A 15632-nucleotide genomic window follows, 5' to 3' on the forward strand; every position below is an offset into this window, starting at 1 on the left:
GGCACGCACCTGACCGCTAGGGTTGCGGCGTGGACGCCCGCGAGACCGTGAACCGGCAGGTCAGGTTCGGTACGGCGAGGCTGGCACCCGCGCCGTACCGCCCGACCGGCTGGGTGCTCACGGTCGACGGCGCCCTCCAGTCCTATGTGGATCTGGCCGACCCGACCTACCTGCACGTGCCGTACATCAAGTGGGCCGCCCGAGTGCTGGACCTGCACTGGCCCGCCGGCGAGCCGGTGTCGGCCATCCAGGTCGGCGGCGGTGGTTTCACGATCGCGAGGTACCTGGCGGCGACCCGTCCCGGTTCGCGCCAGACCGTCTACGAACTGGACGGCCCACTGGTCGACCTAGTGCGCTCGCACCTCGACCTGGACGCGATCGCGAACCTCGAAGTGCGCGTCGAGGACGGCGAATCAGGCATCGAACGCACCCGCGACGCGTCCGCCGACGTGGTCGTCGTGGACGTCTTCCGGGCGGGCCTCATGACGCCCGACCTGGCCACCGTGGAGTTCCTGCGCGAGAGCGCCAGGGTGCTCCGCCCCGGCGGCCTCCACCTCGCCAACGCGTGGTCCGCGGCGGACCTGGACCTGCCGCTCCGCGCCGTAGCGTCCCTCGCGGAGGTGTTCCGGCACGTCGTGCTCCTCGCCGAACCGGGCCTGCTCCTGGGCCAACGGGACGGCAACGTGGTCCTGGCCGCCTCCGACCGCGAGTTGCCCCAGCGGGCGCTCACCGCGTGGGCGGAGTCGGCGGGCCACCGCGTGTTCTGCCTCTCGGCCGCCCAGCTCCAAGCCCTTCGCGGTGCGGCGGCGCCGCTGACCGCCGAGAACCCGGCAGGCGCCGTCCTCCCGGTGCGCCGCTGGGACCGGTGAGCGCGTGATCCACCGGAGTCGCTCGGCGAGCGTCCTCCGCCGGGACCAGTGCCGCGACCGGCAGCCTCTGCCCCGTGTTCCACCGGCCGGACGGGTGCATCGGGGTGCCGGTCGCGGCACTAGCTCAACAACGCGTCGGCCCGGGTGGTGCGCATGTGCAGCACGTGCCGACCTTCACGGCGGGTCGTCACCAGCCGTGCGGCCCGCAGCACGCCGATGTGCTGGGACACCGCACCCGCCGTGACGCCGAGCGCCGCGGCCAGGTCCGTCGTGCTCTTCGGCGCTTCGAGCAACGTGAGCAGGTGGGCGCGGGTGCGGCCGATCAGGGCGGCCAGGTCGTCCGGTGTCCCCCGGTCCTCCCACAGGGTGCCGATGCCGCGTGCCGGGTAGCGGAGCACGCCCTGGCCGACCGGGTCGATCGCGATCCACGCCTTCGGCCAGCAGAACACGCTCGGGCACAGCACGAGACCGTGCTCGGCCAGGTCGACCCGGTGCTCGGGCTTGCGGTGCAGGACCAGTTCGCCGTCCGCCCACGTGACCTCGGGGTGCAGGTCGTGGAACACCGCCTCGACGCCCTTGTCGGCCAGGGTCGCCGCCCGCGCGGCGATGTCGGCTTCCAGCACCGCGGTGATCCGCTTCCAGTGCGGCGCGATGAGCCGGTCGTGGCAACGCCGGATCACGTCCGCCTCGGGTCGCGCGACCTGCCGCAGCTCGGCGTCGAGGTCGGGCATCCGCACGTCCGGCACGGGCATCAGGTCGGCCGGTTTCGCCGGGCCCTCCAGCCTGGCCAACAGCGTGTCCAACCCGTCGATGCCGTCGAGCCGCTCCCGCGCCCACCGCACCCACGGCAGGTGCACGGCGTGCGCGCCCGGCGTGCGCAGCCCGTCGACCGCCATCACGGTCTCGAACACCGGGGAGTAGGCGAACCGCACCTTGGCCAACCCCACCCCGGCGAGCCGCACCCACACCGCCACGACGTCCCCGTTCCACGCGACCGCGGCCATTGTCCCACCTGGACGGTGGCCTGCCCTACCTCGCACGGCATGGCCTGCACCAGTGATCCCGGCCGGGCGCCGGCCGACGCTGGTGCCCATGACGAAGACGTGGCACCGGCCCACCCTGTGGGTGGCCGTGGTGATGGCGGTGGGCGCGCTGGGGTGCGCGGTGGCGATGCTGCTCGACGGGAGGGTGTTGCAGGGCGCGCCGCTGTGGGCGAAGCCGTTCAAGTTCACGCTGTCGCTGGCGGTCTACTCGTTCACCCTGTCGTGGCTGCTCTCCCTGCCGCACCGGGGACGGCGGTGGACGCGCGGCGCGGGCACGTTCATCGCGGTGATCATGTTCGTGGAGGTCGGGCTGATCGCCCTGCAGGCGGGCCGGGGCATGTTCACCCACTACAACAGCTCCGACGACCCGCTGAACCGGTTCGTGCAGATCACGTTCGGCACGGCGATCCCGGCGGTGTTCCTGGCCAACGTGGTGCTGGCGCTCGTGCTGTCGTTCCAGCGCTTCGCGCGGCCGGACGTGCGGTCGGCGGTGCGCAGCGGGCTGTGCCTGGCGATCATCGGCATGGCGTCGGGGTACCTGATGGTGGCCCAGCGCAAGCCGGTCACCGCGGTCGACGCGGGCGGCCGCGAGGTCGACCTGGTCGCCGGGCACAGCGTCGGCGTGCCGGACGGCGGGCCGGGCCTGCCGGTCCTCGGGTGGAGCACCACCGGCGGCGACCTGCGGGTGCCGCACTTCGTCGGGATGCACGGACTGCAGGTGATGGTCCTGCTGGCGCTCGGCCTGGCCGCGCTCGGGCTCGCCGAACGCGTGCGCACCCGCCTGGTGAGAGTGGCCGCCCTCGGCTACACGGGCCTGTTCGCGCTGCTCGTCTGGCAGGCCCTGCGCGGCGAACCGCTGACCCACCCCGGCGGCACGACGCTGGCCGCGGCGGCCGGGCTGGTCGTGGTCGTCGCCGCCGGGGCGGTGGCAGCCCTCAGGGCCGCAACGGCAGCTCACCCGCCAGCCCGGCAACCGGTCCCGCAACGATGATCGCGGGCGGGCGGATGCCGTGCTCGGCGATGTCCGCGGCCAGCGAGGCCAGCGTGGACCGCACGACCTTCTGCGTGCGGGTGCCGCCCTCCTGGATGACCGACACCGGGGTGTCGCCCGGACGGCCCGCCATCAGGGCGTCCGCGAACGCCGCCGCCCGCTCCACCCCCATGAGGATCACGACCGTGCCGGACAGCCGCGCCAACGCCGACCAGTCGACCAGCGACCGCTCGTCGTCCGGCGCGACGTGGCCGGACACGACCACCACCTCGTGCGCCACGCCCCGGTGCGTCACCGGCACGTCGGCCAGCGCCGGCACGCCGAACGCGCTGGTCACGCCGGGCACGACGGTGACCGGCACGCCCGCCTCGGCGCACGCGATCAGCTCCTCGAAGCCCCGGCCGAACACGTACGGGTCACCGCCCTTGAGGCGCACCACGAACCGGCCCGCCTTGGCGTGGTCGACCAGCGTGGTGTTGATGAAGTCCTGCGTGGCCGCCCGGCCGTACGGGATCTTCGCCGCGTCCACCACCTCGACGTGCGGCGGCAGCTCGTCCAGCAGCTCGCGCGGCGCGAGGCGGTCGGCCACCACGACGTCCGCCCTGGCCAGCAGCCTGCGCCCGCGCACGGTGATCAGGTCGGGGTCGCCCGGGCCGCCGCCGACCAGCGCCACGCCCGCCGGCTGGTCGTGGTGGTCGGCGATCGAACCGTCGCGCAACGCCGAGAGCAGCCCGTCGCGCACCCCGGCGGACCGGCGGTGCTGCCCGCCCGCGAGGACGCCGACCAGCAGGCCGTCGTGCTCGCCGACCGCCGGCGTCACGGCGGTGCCCTTCACGGCCACGTCGGCGCGCACGCAGAACACGCGGCGCTCCTCGGCGTCCGCCGTGATCCTGGCGTTCACCTCGGGCGAGGACGTGCAGGCCAGCACGTACCAGGCGCCGTCCAGATCGCCGTCTGCGTACTCGCGGGCGTGCCACGTCGCCTCACCGCCCTCGACCAGGCCCTGGACCGCCGGGGTCACCTCGGGGGAGATCACCTCCACCCTGGCGCCCGCCGCGACCAGCCTGGGCAGCCTGCGCTGCGCGACCGTGCCGCCGCCCACGACGACGACCCGCCGCCCGGTCAGGTCCAGGCCCACGAGGTAGTGCTGTTCACCGTGCATGGGTAGAAGCATCCACACCAGACATGTCCTGTCCAACCCGGGTGCTTCACATCACGGCGCTACCTCTGCTCGATCCACGCGTCCACGACGGCCGACCGGCAGCGGATCTTGGTCCAGGCCCTGCCGTTGGAGATGGTGAACCACGAGCTGTCGACGGTCGTGCCGTCCGCGCAGGAGGCGACCAGGCGGAACGACCCGCGGCCCTCGCACCCCCCCGAGGCCGCCTTGCCCTCGACCGACGTGGTGCACGAGTGCAGGGCTCCCGCCGCGGACGCCACGCCGGGCGCGGCGAGCAGCAGGACCAGCATCACGAGTAGTTGGCGCATGACACCGGATCGAACACGCCGGACGTGCCCACGACCGGCAAGACACCCGGTCGTGGGCACGTCGCGGGTGGTTACAGCTGAGCGGTGATCACGGAGTAGTACGAGGCGATCCGCGCGTACACGCCGGGGTAGCCCGCGAGCGCGCAGCCGCGGCCGAACGAGGTGGCGCCGATCAGCTTGCCGCCCGCGACCAGCGGGCCACCCGAGTCACCCTGGCAGGTGTCCACGCCACCCTGCGGGTAGCCGGCGCACACCATCGAGGTCGGGCTGTAGTTGGAGTAGGCCGTGCGGCAGGTCGAGTCGGACGTGACCGGCACGGTCGCGCCGAGCAGGTACCGCGAGGCCGAGCCGCCCGAGGACGTCGTGCCCCAGCCGTAGATCCGGGCGCTGGTGCCCGCCGCGTACAGGGCGGTGTCGGACGGGGTGGCCAGCGGCAGGTAGGTGGAGCTGATGTTGGTGCCCAGGGTCAGCACCGCGACGTCGTAGCCGGAGCTGGCGGTCCGGTAGCTGGGGTGCACCCAGATCCCGCTCACCGTGGCCACGGTGCCCGCCGTGCTCTGCTTGTCGTCGCGGCCGTGCACCACGCGGGTGCTCGACGCGCTCCGGCCGCTCACGCAGTGCGCGGCCGTGACGACCTTGTTGGCCTTGACGAGCGTGCCGCCGCAGAACTGGCCGCCGGTGCTGGTGGCCAGGTACACGACCCACGGGTAGGTGCTGGTGGACACGCGGGAGCCGCCGACGATGTACGGCGACACGCCGGTGTCGGAGGACGTCTCGGCCGAGGCGGGCGCGGTGGTCATCAGACCGATCGCGGCCACCGTCGCGGCCAGGACGGTGAGCAGGCGACGCAGGGTTTTCGCCATGTCGATCCTTCCGGTGCAGGGACGCCCCTCTGCGGGGCGCACCCTCCAGCTAGGACCAAGACGACGGAAGCGACAACCGCCTTTCGACGGGCTGTCGGGACTTCACAGTTGACGAGTGACACCCGTCACGCGGACGACATCCGCCCGAATCGGCCCGGCAACAACCGGTCCGGCACCCGCCGCCACGAACGCCACCGCCGCGCCCGCCTCGGCCAACCGCACCGCGCCGTCCGCCGCCACCCGCGTACCGGGCCGCAGCAGGTGCCGCACCTGCGCCACGCAGTCGGCGCTGCCCACCACGACCGACGCCCGCCGCAGCTCGGCCTCGGCCCGCGGCGTGCGCTCGTCCGCGTCACCGGGACCCAGCCCCACCAGCGCCAACCGGCCGCGCGGCAGCACCCGTGCGGCGGCGACCGTCACGCCCTCGCCCTTCACCTTCTCGGCCGCCATCTCCACCCGACCGCCGCCGGACAGCTCCATCGCGCCGCGCAACGCCGCCGCCTCGGCCACGCTCGGGATGCCGATGGCCAGCTCCGCCGGGTTCGGCACCGGGATCACCGCCAGCTCCTCGCCCGGGTAGGACAGCAGCGGCGCGGTGGTCGAGTCGTGCCAGAAACCCCAGTCCTCCAACGCGTCCGCGATGCCCGGCTCGGCGACCTTGCGGTCCAGCGTGGCGAACGCCCGGATGGCGCGCAGGTCCAGCCCGCGCTTCTCCGCCAGCTGCGCCAACGCCGCCGACACCGCCGCCGCCGACACCCCCGTGCTCGACCCGACGCCCACGACGAGCGTGCGCGGCACCACCCGCACGACGCGGTCGTCCGCCGGTCCCTTGGGCACGCGGTCGTCCACCAGCACGGTCCACGCGGCCTCGTGGCCGGAACCGACGACGTTGTCCGGCAGCGCGGGCAGCGGGAAGCCGAGCGGGTTGGCCAGCAGCACCGGCTCGCCGAGCCGCACCGCCTCGCCGCACCCGGCCAGGTCACCTTCCACGGTGGCGTCCAGCAGCTCCACCAGCTCGTCCAGCGGCGACCCCGCCGACGCCGACGTGGTCACCGCCTGCGCGCCGAGCACGTCGGCGACCCGGCCGGCCAGCGCGTCCGCACCGCCCAGCAGCGCCACGGCGAACCCGCCGTCCACGCACACCACGCCCGGGTCGGACCGCTCGTCCCGCAGCAACGGCGCGACCAGCCGCACGGTCGGCTCCGTGCCGAGGAAGAACACCGCCGAACCCAGCCGGGGCCACAGCGCGCGCAACGCGGGCCCGATCGGACCGTCCGGCACCACCGCGTCCGGCCCGAGGAACCCGGCCAGCTCGACCGCGGCCCGCCGCCCGCGCTCACCGGCGGCGAACACCCCGATCACGCCTTCTTCACCCCCCACAGCACGGTCACCGGGTTGGTGGCCAGCAACGTGCCGCCGGTGAGCCGCGCGGCGGCCACCTGGCTGCCCTCGACGGAGTACCCGGCCTCCAGCAGCGCGTCCCGCGCGGGCAGCACGCGGTCCAGGTCGGGGGTCGCCACCACGACCCGCCGGGCACCCGACCGCACGCTGCGCCGCACCACGTCCGCGCCACCGCCGCCGACGAACACCGCGTCCGGCCGGGGCAGCTCGCCCGCCTCGCCCGACCCGGCCTCGCCCAGCTCCGCCTCGACCACGCGCACGTCCACGCCGTGCGCGGAGGCGTTGGCGATGATCCGCACGCACTGCACCGGGTCGCGTTCCACCGCGACGACGGCCGCGCCGAGCCGGGCGCACTCGACGCCGATCGCGCCGGGACCCGCGCCGACGTCCCACACCAGCACGCCGGGTCGCGGTGCCAGCCGGGCCAGCACCAGCGCCCGCACCTCGGCGACGGCGATCATGCCGTCGCGGTGGGCGAAATCGTCGTCCGGCAGCGCCCAGCCCTCGCCGGCGGGCGCGAAGTTCTGCTCGGCCAGGCACAGGACCGCGCCGGGTTCGGGCCACGGTCGCGCGACCGCGTCCGCCGGATCCACAGTGGACAGACCGGCGGCCGACTCCACCACCAGCGAGCGGCGCCACCCGGCCAGCCCGCGGGCCAGTTCCGCCGGGTCGGCGCCGGAGACCACGACGGCGGGCCGGGCCCGGCACACGTTCACCGCGTGCCGCAGGCCCACCGCCCCGGCGTCCACGACGGTCACGTCGTCCCAGGAACGACCGGCTTGCGTGACGAAGCGGTGCAGCGCGACGACGTCCACGTCAGTTCACGCGCTTGTTCTTCTTGGCCCGCGACCCGGTCGGCTTGCGCGGTGTGGTGCTCGCCCGCACGGTGGTGGGCTTGGGCTTCGCGGCGGCGGCCACCACGGGCTTGGGCTTCGGCTTGGCCTCGTCCGCCTCGACGTCCTCCGGCACGTCGGTGACCAGCTGCAGCAGCGGCTCGCCGACCGGTTCCGGCTTCGGCCTGGCGGGCGCCTGGCGCTTGGTGCGCGCCGTCTCCTGCCAGTCGTGCACCGCCGACCACGCCGCCGCCGACGGCGACTCGCCGGACTTCACCACCGGCCTGCTCGCGCGCTGGGCCCACTTCGACGGCCGCGCCCGGCGCACCGGCTCGTCGCCCTCGACCACCGGCGCACGGCGGCGGGACGCGGGCTGCGCGAGCACCTGGCCGACCAGGAACAGCGTGGTGCGGTAGAGCTTGCGCTCCTTGACGCACGCCTCCAGCTCGCCCAGCGTGGTCTGCGCGACCGTTTCGTCGGGCAGGGAAACCTTGTACGCCACCACGACCGGCGTGTCGTCGGCGTAACCGCCCGCGCGCAGCCGTTCGACCAGCAGGCCCGCGCGGGCGCCGGACGCGGAGATCGCCATCGTGGTGCCGTGCGCGGCGAACTCCTCGACGTGCTCGGCCGTCTCCGGCCCGACCAGGAGCAGCGACTGCGCGACGGACGACGTGGTCAGCTCGCGGCCCACGGACGCCGCCGCGGCGGAGACCTGCGACACACCCGGCACGACGTCGGTCTCCAGGCCCAGCCGCCGGCACGCCTCCTGCTGGTCGCGCAGGCCGCCCCACAGCGAGGGATCGCCCGCGTGCAGCCGCACGACCTCGAGCTTGCCCGCCGACGCGCGCCGGTACACCTCCACCACGTCGGCCTCGGTGACGCGGGAGAAGTCGACCAGCTCGGCGTCCGCGCGGGCGTGCTCGCGCACGCACTCCGCCTCGATCACGCTGGGCGCCCACAGCACGACGTCCGCCTCGGCTATCCGCTTCGCGCCGCGCACGGTGATGAGATCGGCGGCGCCGGGACCGGCACCCACGAAGGAGACCCGACCAGTCATCACAACTGCTCCCCACGTCGTGTTCGGCTTGGTGGGCAAGGACCGTACCGCGCGAGCGCGATCCACTAACGAGTGGCCTCGGAGCGCACGGACTCGCTCGCGCAGGCCCGCACGAAGCGCGTCACGGCCTCCGGCGCGGACGCCGGGTGGGTGTGCAGGTACGACGCGTGCACCCGGCCGACGACGAATCCCTCGGCCACCGGGCGCAGGTCGTGACCGCGCCACTGCCAGGCCGGTTTCCCGCCGTGCGGGACGCCCAGCGCGGTGCGGTGGAACTCGTGCCCGGTGATCCGCTGACCCGCGCGGGCAAGCACGGAGTCATGCGGCGCGACGGCGTCGCGGTAGCCGAGCGTGAGCCGGGACGTCATCGCACCGTCCGCGTCGATCACGCCGCACATCGGCGCGCCGTCCAGCGAGTTCGCCAGGTACAGCAGGCCGCCGCACTCGGCGTGCACGGGAGCGCCGCCGCGGGCCAGGGCCGTGACGGCGGCGCGCAGCGATTCGTTGGCGGACAGCTCGGCGGCGTGCTGCTCGGGGAAACCGCCGGGCAGCACCAGGCCGGCCGTGCCGTCGGGCAGCGTCTCGTCGCGCAGCGGGTCGACCACGACGACGTCCGCGCCGGCCGCGGTGAGCAGCTCGACCTGCTCGGCGTAGCCGAACGTGAACGCCGCGCCGCCCGCGACCGCGATCGTCGGCGTGCGGTCGACCCGCTCGACCTCGGCGTGCGGGTCCCAGGTCGGCACGGCCATCGCGGGCACCTGGGCAGCGAGCGCGCGCACCGCGGGCAGGTCGACGTGCCGCGCGACGGCGTCGGCGATGGCGTCCACGGCGGCGGTGGCGGCCGGTCCGTGCTCGGCGGCGGTGACCAGGCCCAGGTGCCGGGACGGCAGCGCGAACTTGTCGTCGCGCGGCAGCACGCCGAGCACTTCCAGCCCCACCTCGGCGCACGCGCCGCGCAGCACCTGCTCGTGCCGCGCGGAGCCGACCTGGTTGAGGACCACGCCACCGAGCCGCACGGTCGGGTCGTAACCGCGGAACCCGTGCAGCAGGGCGGCGAGGCTGCGGCTCTGACCGCGGGCGTCGACCACGAACAGCACGGGCGCGGACAGCAGCTTGGCGACGTGCGCGGTGGACCCGATGCCCTCGGTGTCCACCCGCCCGTCGAACAGGCCCATCACGCCTTCCACCACGGCCAGGTCGCAGCCGCGGGCGCCGTGCGCGAACAGCGACGCCACCCGGTGCTCGCCGACCATGACGGGGTCGAGGTTGCGGCCCGGCCTGCCGGTGGCCACCGAGTGGTAGCCGGGGTCGATGTAGTCCGGGCCGACCTTGAACGGCGCGACCTTGTCGCCCGCGCGGCGCAGCGCCGCCATCAGGCCGGTGGCCACGGTGGTCTTGCCGCTGCCCGAGGCGGGCGCGGCGACCACCAGCCGGTTCACCACTCGATCCCCTTCTGCCCCTTCTGGCCCGCGTCCATCGGGTGCTTGACCTTGGTCATCTCCACCACCAGGTCGGCGGCGTCGACGAGCTCGTCCGGCGCGTACCGGCCGGTGATGACGACGTGCTGGTGACCCGGCCGGTTGGTCAGCGCCTCAACCACCTCGTCCACGTCGATCCAGCCCCAGTGCAGGGGGTAGGTGAACTCGTCCAGCACGTACAGGCCGTGCTGCTCGGCGGCCAGTCGGCGGGAGATCTCCTGCCAGCCCTCGCGCGCGGCGGCGGCGTGGTCGTCCTCGGTGCCCTGCTTGCGGGTCCAGGACCAGCCCTCGCCCATCTTGTGCCACTCGACGGGGCCGCCTTCGCCGGTCTGCTCGTGCAGCCGGCCGAGCGCGCGGAACGCCGACTCCTCGCCGACCTTCCACTTGGCTGACTTCACGAACTGGAAGACGCCGATGGACCAGCCCTGGTTCCACCCGCGCAGCGCGAGGCCGAAGGCGGCGGTGGACTTGCCCTTCATCTCACCGGTGTGCAGCACGACCAGCGGGCGGTTGCGGCGCTGGCGGGTGGTGAGGCCGTCGACGGGCACGACGGACGGTTGACCTTGGGGCATCTCGGCGCTCCTACGCGGCTCGGGCCGCGCGCACGACGCCGGCCACCTGGTCTGCGGACAGTTCATCCAGGCGCACGCACGCCGCTTCCAGCGCGTCCGCCACCCGTGCCGCCAGGCCGAGCCTGACCGGGCCGTGCTCGCAGTCCACCACCACCGACGCCACCCGGTCGGCGGCCAGCATCCCCGCCGCGCGCAACGCGTCGCGCATCGGGTCGCCGCCCGTGCCCGCCGCCGTGGCACGGCCATCGGTGAGCAGCACGAGCAGCGGTCGGCGGCGCGGGTCGCGCACGCGTTCGGTCGCCAGCACGTGCCGGGCGCGCAGCAGTCCATCGGCCAGCGGCGTCCGGCCGCCGGTGCGCAGGGCGCGCAGCCGGGCCGCCGCCGCGTCCACCGAGTTCGTCGGCGGCAGGGCGACCTGGGCCTCACGACCGCGGAACGTCACCACGCCGACCTTGTCGCGCCGCTGGTAGGCGTCGCGGAGCAGGGAGATCACCGCGCCGCTGACCGCCGACATGCGCTGCCGGGCCGCCATCGACCCGGACGCGTCGACCACGAACAGCACGAGGTTGCCCTCCTTGCCCTCCCGCACCGAGAGCCGCAGGTCCGCGCCCCTCAGCTCCAGGCCGGGACCGCTGCGGCCCCGGGCCGCCTGGTGCGGTGCGGCGGCGGCGAGCGTGCCGACCAGGTGCAGGCCGGTTCCGTCCACCGTGGACGAGCGGACCACGCGGCCGGTGCGGGCACGTGCCCGCGACCGCTTGCCCGGCGCACCCTCGCCGACCCCCGGCACCTGCAACAACCGGGCGCGGAACGCGGGCGCCGGCGCGTGCGACCGCTCGGCGGAGCCTTGTCCGTCCGAAGTGGACTCCGATGGTTCGCCGGGAAGCGACGAGCCGCCACCGTCGTCGTCCGGGCCTTCGGGGTCGCCTTCCGGCTCTTCCCCGGCGGCTTCCGCGCCCTGCTGGAGGGCGTCGTCCAGCTGCTCCTGCTCCAGGCCCGGCTCGTCGAACGGGTCGCGGCGCTTGCGGTGCGGCAGCGCCAGCCGCACGGCCGCCTCCACGTCCTCCTCGGCCACCTCGGCGGCACCACGCCAGGCGGCGTGCGCGGTCGCCGTGCGGGCCACGACCAGGTCCGCGCGCATCCCGTCCACCTCGAACGCGGCGCAGATCGCGGCGATGCGGCGCAGTTCGGCGTCCGGCAGCACGACGTCCTCGAGCCGGTCGCGGGCGGCGACGATCCGCCGTGCCAACTCCTGGTCGGCTTCGGCCCAGCGGGCGGCGAAGCCCTCGGGGTCGGCTTCGTAGGCCAACCGGCGCCGCACGACCTCGGTCCGCGTCGGCACGTCCCGCGACGCGCGCACCGCGACCGTGAGGCCGAAGCGGTCCAGCAGCTGCGGCCGCAACTCGCCCTCCTCCGGGTTCATGGTGCCCACCAGGAGGAACGACGCGGCGTGCGAGACGGATACGCCCTCGCGCTCGACGTGCGCGCGGCCCATCGCGGCGGCGTCGAGGAGCAGGTCCACGAGGTGGTCGTGCAGCAGGTTCACCTCGTCCACGTACAGCACGCCCCGGTGCGCCGCGGCCAGCAGACCCGGCTGGTAGGCGCGGACGCCCTCGGTCAACGCGCGCTCCAGGTCGAGCGAGCCGATCAGCCGGTCCTCCGTCGCGCCGACCGGCAGCTCGACCAGCCGGGCCGGGCGGCGTTCCGCGCCGTGGCCGTGCGGCCCGTCCGGGCAGTCGGTGGGCACGGCCGGGTCGCAGCCGAACCGGCAGCCCGGCACCACGTCCAGCTCGGGCAGCAGCGCGGCGAGCGCGCGGACCACGGTCGACTTCGCGGTGCCCTTCTCACCTCGGACGAGCACCCCGCCGATACCGGGGTGCACGGCGTTGAGCAGCAGTGCCGTGCGGAGGTCGTCGTGGCCGACGACAGCGGAAAAGGGGAAACGCGCGCCCATGCGGCGGTGTCCTTCCTCGGGTGTCCACGCCCGTGTCCGGTCGATGAGTCGGGGGTCGAGTTCCTGACTCCCGGGCTCCTCGGTCCGGTCACAGTGGCGGGACCGTGCCGGATTCACACCGGCTTCCTCGCGCACCCCCTCAAGCCTGGGCATCGTCGCACTTCCCCGGCCACCCTCCAAGCCCTGAGCGGGCGACCACGATCACACACCGGCTGTCGGTACGGCAGCCGCGGTCCGCGTGGGCAGGTGTCAACGCCGCCCGGAGGCCGTGGACCGCAGGCGGGCTGGGCCGGCGGGCTCCCCCGGCTCCACCTCCACGCTCAACGGCGCGCGGAACGACAGCAGGCCCAGCATCGGTGGTGGTCCGGTGGAGGTCAGGTGCAGGTCGGGGAAGCGTCGGGCGGTCTCCCGGAGCACCACCTCGGCCTCCAGCCTGGCCAGGCCCGCGCCGAGGCAGAAGTGCCTGCCGAAGCCGAACGCCAGGTGCCTGCGGGCGTTCGGCCTGGCCGGGCAGAACCGCTCCGGTTCGGCGAACACGTCCGGGTCCGAGCCGCTGCCCGCCAGCATCAGCAGCAACGGCGCACCGGCCGGGACGTCCACCCCGGAGAGCGTGACCGGCTCGGCCGCGATCCGGCGCCACGTGCTCACCGGCGGATCGCGCCGCAGCACCTCCTCGACGCACGCGGCGGCGAAGCCCGGCTCGCCCAGCCGCGACCACAGGCCGTCCTCCCGCAGCACGGCGTGGAACGCCGCGCTCAGCAGCTGGGTCGTCGTCTCCTGGCCCGCGATCAGCAGGAAGTAGCACAGCCCGGCCGCGTCCCGGATCGGCACGCCCTGCGCCCGCAACGCGCCGAACAGGTCGTCACCACCGGGGTCGGCGGCCTTGATCCGGGAGGTCAGCCACTGGTGGAACGCGGCGGCGGGGCGGGCCAGCTCGTGCTGCCGCTCCAGCGTGACGTCACCCCAGAACAGCTCCAACGACGCCGTGCTCCACGCCTTGAGCGCGTCGACGTCCACGTCCCGGATGCCCATGACCTCCAGCAGCACGATCGCGGGCAGGTCGCGGGCCACGGCCGCGTGCAGGTCGGCACGTCCGCTCAACCCGTCCAGCCGTTCGGCGGTCAGCTCCGCGATCCGCGGCCCCAAGGCCGCCACCCGCGCCGGGGTGAGGAACCGGGAGACCAGGCGACGCAGGTCGGCGTGCGTGTCGGTGCCGTTGTTGGCCAGCGTCGGCGGCAGCGAGAACCCGGCCCGCGCCAGCACCCGCAGCACCGGGCGCGGGATCGGGACGACGGCGGTCAGCGCGTTGTCCGGGTGGAAGCGGTGCGGGTCCGCCAGCACGGCGCGCACGTCGTCGTAGCGGCTGACCAGCCACAACCCGGTCCGCTCGTCGCGGTGGACCGGCGCGTTCTCGCGCAACGAGCGCAGGTCGGCAGGCTCCGGCTGGAAGAGGTCCACGCCGGCACGGTAACCGCCGGATGCGACACTGCCGGCGTGAGTGTGCGCACAGGTGACTCGGTGTTCGACTGGATCGACACGCGTGCCGAGGCCCGGGCGAAAGCCGGTCTGGCCCGCCGCGTCCGACCGCGCCCCGCCGACTCGACGAACCTCGACCTGGCGTCGAACGACTACCTCGGTCTGGCCCGCGACAAGCGGGTGACGGGTGCCGCCGCGGCGGCGACGCTGCGCTGGGGCGCGGGCTCGACGGGATCGCGGCTGGTCACCGGTTCCACCGACCTGCACACCGAGCTGGAGTACGAGCTGGCGAACTTCTGCGGCGCGCAGTCCGCGCTGGTGTTCTCCTCGGGCTACGCGGCGAACCTGGGCGCGCTGACCGCGTTGTCCGGCCCCGGCACGGCGATCGTGGCCGACCAGCACATTCACGCCTCCCTGATCGACGGCACCCGGCTGTCCAAGGCGGACGTCGTGGTCGCCGGGCACTGCGACGTCGGACAGGTCACCCACGCCCTGGCCACGCGCGGCAAGCGGCGGGCGCTGGTGGTGACCGACTCGGTGTTCTCCGTGGACGGCGACCTGGCACCGCTGGCGGACCTGGCCGCGGCCTGCCGCGAGCACGACGCTGCGCTGGTCGTGGACGACGCGCACGGCCTCGGCGTGGTCGGTGACGGCGGGCGCGGCGCGGTGCACGCGGCGGGCCTGGCCAAGGCGCCCGACGTGGTGACCACGGTGACGCTGTCCAAGTCGCTCGGCGCGCAGGGCGGCGCGGTGCTCGGACCGAGCCGGGTGATCAAGCACCTGGTCGACACCGCGCGCACGTTCATCTTCGACACCGGGCTCGCACCGGCCAGCGCGGCGGCGTCACTGGCCGCGTTGAAGGTGCTGCGGGACGAGCCGGAACGGCCCGCGCGCGCCCTGGAAGTGGCTCAGGACCTGGCGTTCCGGCTGAAGGAGAAGGGGCTGCGGGTCAGCACGCCGACCGCGGCCGTCGTGTCCGTGCAGGCGCCGTCGCCCGAGGCGGCGTTCGACTGGGCGGAGGCGTGCCGCGCGCAGGGGGTGGTCGTCGGGTGCTTCCGCCCGCCTTCGGTGCCGGACCGGATCTCCCGGCTGCGCCTGACCGCCCGCGCCGACCTGTCGGAGGGCGACATCGAGCGCGCCGTGCGGGTGATCACGGAGACCGGCGCATCCGCAGGTGCGGTATCCCGTCCTCGATGAACTCCGCGCCCTGCGGCTCGAAGCCGAACGACGCGTAGAAGTCGACCACGTAGGTCTGCGCGTCCAGCACGCACTCCACCCGGCCGACCTCGGCCAGCGCCGCCTCCACCAGCCGGCGGCTGTAGCCGCGACCGCGGGCGGCACGGGCCGTGCAGACCCGGCCGATGCGGAACGTGCCACCGGGCTCCTCCAGCAGCCGCAGGTAGGCCTGGGGTGCGGGTGAGTCGTCGGCTTCCAGCCAGAAGTGCCGGGTGCCCGGTTCGAGGTCACGCCCGTCCGGGTCCGCGTAGACGGAGTTCTGCTCCACGACGAACACCTCGGAGCGCAGCTTGAGCACGGCGTAGAGCTGGTCGGGCGTCAGGTCGGCCGACCACTGCCGGCGCAGCGTCGCCGGGTAGGGGTGTGAGCGCACC

At 74.6% G+C, this 15632-nt stretch carries 15 protein-coding genes and 1 riboswitch; of the genes, 3 read left to right on the forward strand and 12 right to left on the reverse strand.

The genetic code is table 11. The features are described 5' to 3' along the window. Positions 1–29: 29 nt before the first annotated feature. A complete protein-coding gene (locus B0I31_RS01630) occupies positions 30–869 on the forward strand; it encodes a spermidine synthase (RefSeq protein ID WP_106613488.1) in 840 nt (279 codons plus the stop codon). A gap of 119 nt (positions 870–988) precedes the next feature. Here B0I31_RS01630 and B0I31_RS01635 read toward each other — a convergent pair whose 3' ends face one another. Further along, positions 989–1873, reverse strand: a complete 885-nt coding sequence (locus tag B0I31_RS01635) for an ArsR/SmtB family transcription factor (protein ID WP_106613489.1) — start codon at positions 1871–1873, stop codon at positions 989–991. Between the two features lie 88 nt (positions 1874–1961). Between B0I31_RS01635 and B0I31_RS01640 the strand changes: the two genes are divergently transcribed. Continuing rightward, positions 1962–2903 (forward strand): hypothetical protein, encoded by a 942-nt coding sequence (locus B0I31_RS01640; protein ID WP_219910568.1) that lies wholly within the window; start codon positions 1962–1964, stop codon positions 2901–2903. Here the strand turns inward: B0I31_RS01640 and cobA are convergent. From cobA to B0I31_RS01690, 10 genes are all read right to left on the reverse strand, one after another. Further along, positions 2848–4065, reverse strand: a complete 1218-nt coding sequence (cobA, locus tag B0I31_RS01645; RefSeq protein WP_106613490.1) for a uroporphyrinogen-III C-methyltransferase — start codon at positions 4063–4065, stop codon at positions 2848–2850. The genes B0I31_RS01640 and cobA overlap by 56 nt on opposite strands. A gap of 59 nt (positions 4066–4124) precedes the next feature. Continuing rightward, positions 4125–4391 (reverse strand): hypothetical protein, encoded by a 267-nt coding sequence (locus B0I31_RS01650; protein ID WP_146173704.1) that lies wholly within the window; start codon positions 4389–4391, stop codon positions 4125–4127. Between the two features lie 71 nt (positions 4392–4462). Beyond that, positions 4463–5254, reverse strand: coding sequence for a S1 family peptidase (locus B0I31_RS01655; RefSeq protein WP_106613492.1), 792 nt, complete (start codon positions 5252–5254; stop codon positions 4463–4465). 102 nt (positions 5255–5356) lie between these two features. Beyond that, complete coding sequence (locus B0I31_RS01660; protein WP_106613493.1) at positions 5357–6616, reverse strand: cobalamin biosynthesis protein; 1260 nt, start codon at positions 6614–6616, stop codon at positions 5357–5359. Next, complete coding sequence (locus B0I31_RS01665; protein WP_106613494.1) at positions 6613–7470, reverse strand: bifunctional cobalt-precorrin-7 (C(5))-methyltransferase/cobalt-precorrin-6B (C(15))-methyltransferase; 858 nt, start codon at positions 7468–7470, stop codon at positions 6613–6615. Before B0I31_RS01665 ends, B0I31_RS01660 begins: the two co-directional genes overlap by 4 nt. A gap of 1 nt (position 7471) precedes the next feature. Then, on the reverse strand, positions 7472–8545 hold the full coding sequence (locus tag B0I31_RS01670) for a cobalt-precorrin-4/precorrin-4 C(11)-methyltransferase (RefSeq protein WP_106613495.1): 1074 nt from the start codon (positions 8543–8545) through the stop codon (positions 7472–7474). Between the two features lie 65 nt (positions 8546–8610). Beyond that, a complete protein-coding gene (locus B0I31_RS01675) occupies positions 8611–9984 on the reverse strand; it encodes a cobyrinic acid a,c-diamide synthase CobB (protein ID WP_106613977.1) in 1374 nt (457 codons plus the stop codon). After that, complete coding sequence (cobO, locus tag B0I31_RS01680) at positions 9981–10595, reverse strand: cob(I)yrinic acid a,c-diamide adenosyltransferase (RefSeq protein ID WP_106613496.1); 615 nt, start codon at positions 10593–10595, stop codon at positions 9981–9983. The genes B0I31_RS01675 and cobO overlap by 4 nt, the downstream gene beginning before the upstream one ends. Positions 10596–10605: 10 nt before the next feature. Next, positions 10606–12546 (reverse strand): putative cobaltochelatase, encoded by a 1941-nt coding sequence (locus B0I31_RS01685; RefSeq protein WP_106613497.1) that lies wholly within the window; start codon positions 12544–12546, stop codon positions 10606–10608. Between the two features lie 57 nt (positions 12547–12603). After that, positions 12604–12675: riboswitch (cobalamin riboswitch) on the reverse strand. Positions 12676–12795: 120 nt separating this feature from the next. Next, a complete protein-coding gene (locus tag B0I31_RS01690) occupies positions 12796–14004 on the reverse strand; it encodes a cytochrome P450 (RefSeq protein ID WP_219910569.1) in 1209 nt (402 codons plus the stop codon). Positions 14005–14040: 36 nt separating this feature from the next. On the opposite strand from B0I31_RS01690, the gene B0I31_RS01695 reads away from it, so the two are divergent. Further along, complete coding sequence (locus B0I31_RS01695; RefSeq protein ID WP_245949586.1) at positions 14041–15219, forward strand: 8-amino-7-oxononanoate synthase; 1179 nt, start codon at positions 14041–14043, stop codon at positions 15217–15219. Here the strand turns inward: B0I31_RS01695 and B0I31_RS01700 are convergent. Then, the gene (locus B0I31_RS01700; protein WP_106613499.1) at positions 15173–15631 is read right to left on the reverse strand and encodes a GNAT family N-acetyltransferase; all 459 of its coding nucleotides are present in this window, start codon (positions 15629–15631) and stop codon (positions 15173–15175) included. The genes B0I31_RS01695 and B0I31_RS01700 overlap by 47 nt on opposite strands. Between the last annotated feature and the right edge of the window lies 1 nt (position 15632).

The organism is Saccharothrix carnea, from assembly GCF_003014735.1.
Classification (GTDB): Bacteria; Actinomycetota; Actinomycetes; order Mycobacteriales; family Pseudonocardiaceae; genus Actinosynnema; species Actinosynnema carneum.